Below are 6,475 nucleotides of genomic sequence, written 5' to 3' on the forward strand. Positions count from 1 at the left end.
GTGGTGGCGCGCGGGGGAGCGCCCGCGGCCCGGGCGCACGCGAGGTGCCGGGGGGTGGACGACACGCCCTTCGACCCCGAACCGCTGGAGGAGGCCCTGGAGGACCGCGTGGTGCTGGACGCGCCCGCGGACACCTTCGAACCCGTGCAGTTCGCGCTCAAGACGCTGTTGGACCGGTTGAGCGCGCGGCTCTCCGGACGGCAGCGGGCGGCGGTGCGGCTCACCTTCGTGCTGCGCCTGGACCCCACCGGCGAGGCCCAGGTGCCCCTGCTCCTGGCGCGGCCCACGGCGCGGGCGAAGCTGCTGCTGGAACTGGCCCGGCACCGGCTGGGAGAGCTGCGGCTGGAGGCCCCGGTGGCGGAGGTCGCGGTGCGGGTGGACGCGCACGACGTGGACCTGGGCCAGCAACTGGCGCTGGGGGATGAGCCGGAGGGGGACGCGGCCCTGGAGGGCGTGCTGTCGCGGCTGGCGACGACGTTGGGAGAGGAGGCGCTCTTCTCCGCGTCCCTGGAGGCCGCGCACCGGCCGGAGGTGGCGCATGGTGCCCGGGCGTTCCATCCCCCGGAGGCGCGGCGCGGGCTTCTGTCCACGGCGGAGCCGGAGGGCCCCGTCACCGTGTGGCGCGAGGCCGGCGCGGCCCGGGAGCGGCCCTCGCGCCTGCTGGAGCGGCCGGCGCGGCTGGACGCGGAGCTGGCGGCCTCCGGGGCGCTGCTGGCGGCGCGGCTCGCGGGGAAGCGGCACCGGGTGACGGCCATGGCGGGCCCGGAGCGGCTGGGGGGCGAGTGGTGGACGGACACGCCCTACCAGCGGGACTACTACCGCGTGCACTTCGAGGGCCTGGGGCCTGCCTGGGTGTTCCGGGATGGACGGGATGGCGGCTTCTATCTGCAAGGCTTGTTCGATTGAGGAGGAGGCCGGCGCGGTCCCGGTGGAGGCCCTGGCGCTTGTGGCCTAGCGTGAGGGGATGCGCACCGCCCGAATCCTTCCGGCCCTCGTCGTGTCCGTCGTCCTCACGGCCTGCGCCGCCCCGCAGGTGCGGCCGCAGGGAAGCATCCGCAAGGTGGTGGTGGTGGCGGGCTCGCGCGTGGACGTGCTGCCGTCCGGTTCGTTCCGCCAGGACATGATTGGTGAGAGCAACCCGCGCACTGTCATCGCGCGTCAGGCGGAGGCGGTGCTCGCCGAGCGCGGCTTCGAGGTGGTCGCCACGCGCCAGTCCCAGGCTCCGGTGCCGCTCACCGACGAGGTGATGTCCTTCATCCAGCAGAACAAGGCCGAGGCCGGCGTGGTGGTCATCCTGGACTGGCTGGACACGTCGGGCGCGGCGGTGATGGGCCGGGTGGACGTGGTGCTGCGCCTGGGCGTGGTGGACCCCTCCGGGCAGGTGCTGTGGACGGACACCTTCCGCTCCCAGCCCGTCGTCAGCATGTATCAGGCCCAGGGGGACTGGAATTCGTTCCTGCGCCGCGCCGTCATCGACGCGGTGCAGGTGGTGCCGTGAGCCCCGGCCCGCGGAGCAGCGCCTCCCGCGCGAAGAGGGGGGCATGCGGATCCTGGTGACGGGGGCGGCGGGCTTCATCGGCGCCCACGTCTGTGAACGGCTGCTCGCGCGCGGTGACTCGGTGGTGGGCCTGGACGCGCTGGACGCGGCGCCGGGGGACGTGGCGCTGCGGAGCGCGCGCCTCGCGAGGCTGTCCGGAACGCGCGGCTTCACCTTCCTCGCCGGGGACATCACCGACGCGGCCCGGCTGCGCGAGGCATTCGCGCTCTCACGCCCGGAAGGCGTGGTGCACCTGGCGGCGCGCGTGGGCGTGCGGGCCCCGGACGCGGAGGCCCCGGCGTACGCGGACACCAACGTGACGGGCTTCGTGCGCGTGCTGGAGGGCTGCCGCGAGGCGAAGGTCGCGCACCTGGTCTACGCCTCCTCCAGCTCCGTGTACGGCGCGGCCACGCCCGTGCCGTTCCGCGAGGACGCGCCGGTGGATCAACCGCTCAACCTCTACGGCGCCACCAAGCGGGCCAACGAGCTGATGGCGCACGCGTACAGCCACCTGCACCGGCTGCCCACCAGCGGCCTGCGCTTCTTCACGGTGTACGGGCCCTGGGGCCGCCCGGACATGGCGCCGCTCCTGTTCCTGCGCGCGCTGGCGCGGGGCGAGCCCCTGGTGCTGCACGGCGACGGGCGGATGCGGCGCGACTTCACCTTCGTGGACGACGTGGCGGAGGCGGTGCTGCGGGTGCTTGATCGGCCTCCGCAAGGAAGCCCGCCCCAGCGCCTGCTCAACGTGGGCCATGGCGAACCCGTGGCGCTGGGGGACTTCGTGGCCCTGTTGGAGCGGCACTGGGGCACGCGTGCCCGCGTGACGTCCGTGCCCGCGCAGGCGGCGGAGATGGCCTCCACCTGGGCGGACACCTCCCGCCTGGAGCAGGAGACGGGCTTCCGGCCCCGCGTGTCCGTGGACGAGGGCGTGGCCCGGCTGGTGGCGTGGTACCGCCCGTGGGCGGAAGCGGCCGCCGGACGTTGAAGCACCGGGGACGCTGAAGAAAAGGCGACGGGCGTCGCCCGAGGCACTTGATGGCCCCGGCCGACGCCCGTTCCCACGAAGAAGACTCCTACCGTCGGCGTGAGACGGCTACGGCATCACCGCGAGGAAGCCCTGCGCGAAGGTGTTGTTGTCCTCGCGCAGCTCCATCACCGACCGCTGCGAGTCCACGATGGCGCCGATGTAGAACAGCCCGGAGCCCGACGAACCGGGAGGCGGGATGGCGCGGGTGCTGAGCTGGCGCGTCGTGCACTGCTGGGGCTGCAGCGTGCCCAGGTTCACGAAGCCCAGGGACACCTGGACCGAACCCATGGTGACGTCCTGCGGGAACTCCAGGACGGAGCTGTTGGACAGGAACAGCTCCAACTGGCCCGCGCTGGTGCCCGCGGTGGTGGTGCCCTGGTTGCAGACCTTCACGGTGGTGATGAACAGGTCGTTGTTGCGCACGGAGAACGGCGCGGTGACCTGCGTGATGATCAGGTCCGGTGCGTTGCCCACGCCGATGCGGCCGCGCACGAACGCGTTGTTGTCCGTGCGCAGCTCCTGGTCCATGTAGGACGACACGGGCAGGATCGCGCCCAGGAAGAGGGGCGACTCCGGCAGGGCGGCCATCGGCAGGGTGACGGAGACGGGCTCGTCCACCACGGCGCACGCCTGCGGCTGCAGCGGGGGGACCTGCATCATCCCCAGCCGGGACCGGGTGGGGAACTGCTCCATGCCGTCCTGCGGAGGCACCGGCTCCGGCAGCACGGACTCGGTGGAGAGCACCAGCTCCACGGGCTGGGACGGGGAGGACGCCGTGCCCTGGTTGCAGACGGTGACGGGCGCCCGCAGCGTCCCGTTGGACGTGACGCTGGCCGGTCCGCCCAGGGCGGTGATGACGAGGTCCGGCCGGTAGCCCACGCCGATGCGCGCACCGACGAAGGTGTTGTTGTCCTCGCGCAGCTCGTAGAAGTAGCGGAGCGTGTCGACGGCGGCGCCCAGATGGAACGTCTGGGTGTCCGGGTTCCCGGCGACATTCAGGTTGCCCTCCACCGGGAGCGACACGCAGGCCCCCGCCTCCAACGGCGCCACCTGGGCCCAGCCCGACGGCTCCGGGTAGGACGGTCCGTACTGTGCCGGCATGGACAGCATGGGCACGCCCAGCACGTAGAGATCCACGCGCGACTCGTAGAAGACGTCCTGCGTGCCCTGGTTGCAGACGGTGACGTTGGCGGTGAAGGACTGCCACGGGTGGGCACTGGTGGGGCCCGTCACGTCCGTGACGACCAGGTCAGGGCCATAGCCCACGCCGATCCGCCCGAGCACGAAGACGTTGTTGTCCTCGCGCAGCTCGAACAGGTTCTGGAAGCGGTCCACGGTGGCGCCCACGTACACCGGCTGCGCCTGCGGCCCCCACCCTCCGTAGGCGGACACCGTCGCGGACGGGCTCGCGCACTGGCCGGGCTCCAGCCGGGGAACCGGCAGGGTGCCGAACTCCTCCTGGCCACTGCCGTACGGGGGCGGCCCGCCCCAGGCCGGAGGCGAGTTCCAGAGGTCGTCCTGGGACAGCACGAACGCCACGCTCGCGGGCGACGAAGGCTCATTGCCCACGTTGCAGACGCGCGCGGAAGCGAAGAACGGCAGGCCGGGCTCGAAGCTGGGAGGCGCGTCCATCGCGGTGATGATCAGATCCGGTCCGGAGCCCAGGCTGATCCGCCCCGCCATCCGGGTGTTGTTGTCGCGGCGCAGCTCCTGCGGGCCGTACCAGGTTCCCGGATTGACCAGGGCCCCTACGTACAGCGGCTGCTGGGGGCTGGTGCCGGAGGGCCGCCAGGCCGAACCGGTGACCTCCCGCGTGATGCACGCCCCGACGCCCAGCGAGGGCACCGGCACGCTGTTGACCAACGCCTGGGTGGGCGGCGGCGGCCCGCTCGGGCCGTAGGGCGGGGGCACGAACAGCGAGGGTTCGGAGGACAGGTACACCTCCACGAGGGTGCTGCTCGACAGGTCGTTGCCCACGTTGCAGACCCGCACGGAGGTGGTGAAGGGGCTGCCGTCCCGCGCGCTGGCGGGGGCCTTGATCTCGGTGATGGTGAAGTCCGGCTGCATCGACCCCAGGCCCACGCGTCCCGCGGCGAAGCTGTTGTTGTCCCGCCGCGCCTCGAGGTACGTCGTTTCGGCGACGGCGCTCAGGTACACCGGCTGCTCGGGCGGGAACATCGGACCGGAGGCGTAGAAGGTCGCCCGCTGCGCGATGCACTGGCCTTCGTGCAGGGAGGCGCCCGAGTCCGCGCGGCCCAGGAGTTGATAGCCGGGAATCGGGCGCTGGTACGAGGGGTACATCACGGGCTGGAGCTCCGGGGCCGTGCTGTGCGTGGACAGGTACAGCGAGACCTCGAAGCCGGGCACGCTGTCGATGCCCGCGTTGCAGACCGTGTAGGTCGCGGTGAAGGACTGTCCGTTGCGCAGGTTCGCCGGGACCTTCAGGTCGCGCAGGACCAGGTCCGGGCCGTACCCCACGCCCAGCTTCCCGAGCGTGAAGACGTTGTTGTCCTCCCGCACCTCCATGCTGGTGCGCTGCGAATCGACGACGGCGCCCAGCGTCAGGACGTGATTCGAAGCCGGGTTCGAAGTGGCCTCGTAGGGCAACTGGGCCATCCCCTCCACCTGACGGATCACGCACTCACCCGGGTACACGGGGCTCACGTCCACCGAGCCCACCGGGACCTGGGTCCGCGAATACAAGGGACCGTTCAGGGCCGGAAGCACCACCGCGTCCTCCGTGGACAGGAACAGCTCCAGGCGGGCGGAGTGGGAAGACTCGGTGCCCACGTTGCAGACCTTCGCCTCGGCGGGGAAGAGCCCGGAGCTCCCCGCGGAGTCAGGGGCCTTCAGCGAGCGGATCACCAGATCCGGGCCATGGCCCACGCCGACGAGCCCCTTCACGAAGGTGTTGTTGTCCTCGCGCAGCTCCATGATGTTCTGCATTCCGTCCACGCGCGCGCCCACGTAGAGCGGCGCGTTCGGCAAGGCGGCGGGAGGCACGCTCACGGAGCCCTGCACCGACACCGTGGAGCACCGTCCGGCCTCCAGTCCCCACACCTGCGCCGAGCCGATGACCGACTCCGTCATGGAGCCAGGGATGAAGGGCCCCGACAGCGTGGGCAGCGTGGACAGGAGCACGTCCACCGTCACGTTGCTGCTCCACTCGGTGCCCACGTTGCACACCCGCGCGGACGCATGGACCCAACCGTAGGGGAACAGGCTGTCCACGCCCGTCACGTCGGTGACCACGAGGTCGGGCTGGGTGCCAATGCTCACCAGGCCCGCGACGCGCGTGTTGTTGTCCTCGCGCAGCTCCACCCGGGTGCCCTCCGGATCCACGATGGCGCCGAAGTACAGCGCCTGCCCGGGCGTGGCCGCCTCCGGAAACTGGAAGGTCGCATCCGTCTGGAGCGCGAGGCACACGCCCGCTTCCATCGACGGCACGTACATGTTCCCCACCTGGAGCTGGGTCGGGGACGAGGGCGAGCCCGGCGCCGGCAGGGACAGCGTGTCCTGGGTGGAGACGTAGAGCGCCACGCTGCTCCCACCCAGGTCGGAGGTCCCCGCGTTGCACACGCGCAGCTCCACGGGGAGGAACTCCCCGGACCGCGCGCTCACGGGGGCCTTCAGCTCGGACACCACGAGGTCCGCCAGGTCACCCACGCCCATCAGGCCGCGGACGAAGCCGTTGTTGAGCTCGTTCACCTCCGCCACGCGCTGGTGCGTGTCGATGAGAGCGCCCAGGTAGAAGGCGTTATCCCCCATCGCGGCGGGGGGCCGCGTCGCGCCCAGGGTCAGCGTGCGGGTGATGCACTCCCCGGGCTCCAGCGCGGGCCCCATGTCCACCGCACCCAACATCACCTGCTGGTCGGAAGGGGGCGCGCCGGGCGGGAGGCCCTGCTGGGTGG

The 6,475-nt window shown here is 71.9% G+C and carries 3 protein-coding genes and 1 pseudogene; 3 read left to right on the forward strand and 1 reads right to left on the reverse strand.

What is annotated here, in order from left to right; translation table 11 throughout:
• From D7X74_RS43320 to D7X74_RS38065, 3 genes and pseudogenes are all read left to right on the forward strand, one after another.
• Positions 1–906: pseudogene (locus D7X74_RS43320) on the forward strand (DNA polymerase Y family protein); the annotation flags it as partial.
• Positions 907–964: 58 nt separating this feature from the next.
• Entirely contained in the window at positions 965–1,498 is a 534-nt protein-coding gene (locus tag D7X74_RS38060) for a hypothetical protein (protein WP_120537867.1), read from the forward strand.
• A gap of 43 nt (positions 1,499–1,541) precedes the next feature.
• Positions 1,542–2,522: an NAD-dependent epimerase/dehydratase family protein gene (locus D7X74_RS38065; RefSeq protein WP_120537868.1), complete on the forward strand. Its 981-nt coding sequence runs from the start codon at positions 1,542–1,544 to the stop codon at positions 2,520–2,522.
• Positions 2,523–2,630: 108 nt separating this feature from the next.
• Here the strand turns inward: D7X74_RS38065 and D7X74_RS38070 are convergent.
• On the reverse strand, positions 2,631–6,475 hold a 3,845-nt coding region (locus D7X74_RS38070; protein WP_120537869.1), incomplete at its 5' end, for a CARDB domain-containing protein.

Source organism: Corallococcus sp. CA047B (genome assembly GCF_003612065.1).
GTDB lineage: Bacteria > Myxococcota > Myxococcia > Myxococcales > Myxococcaceae > Corallococcus > Corallococcus praedator.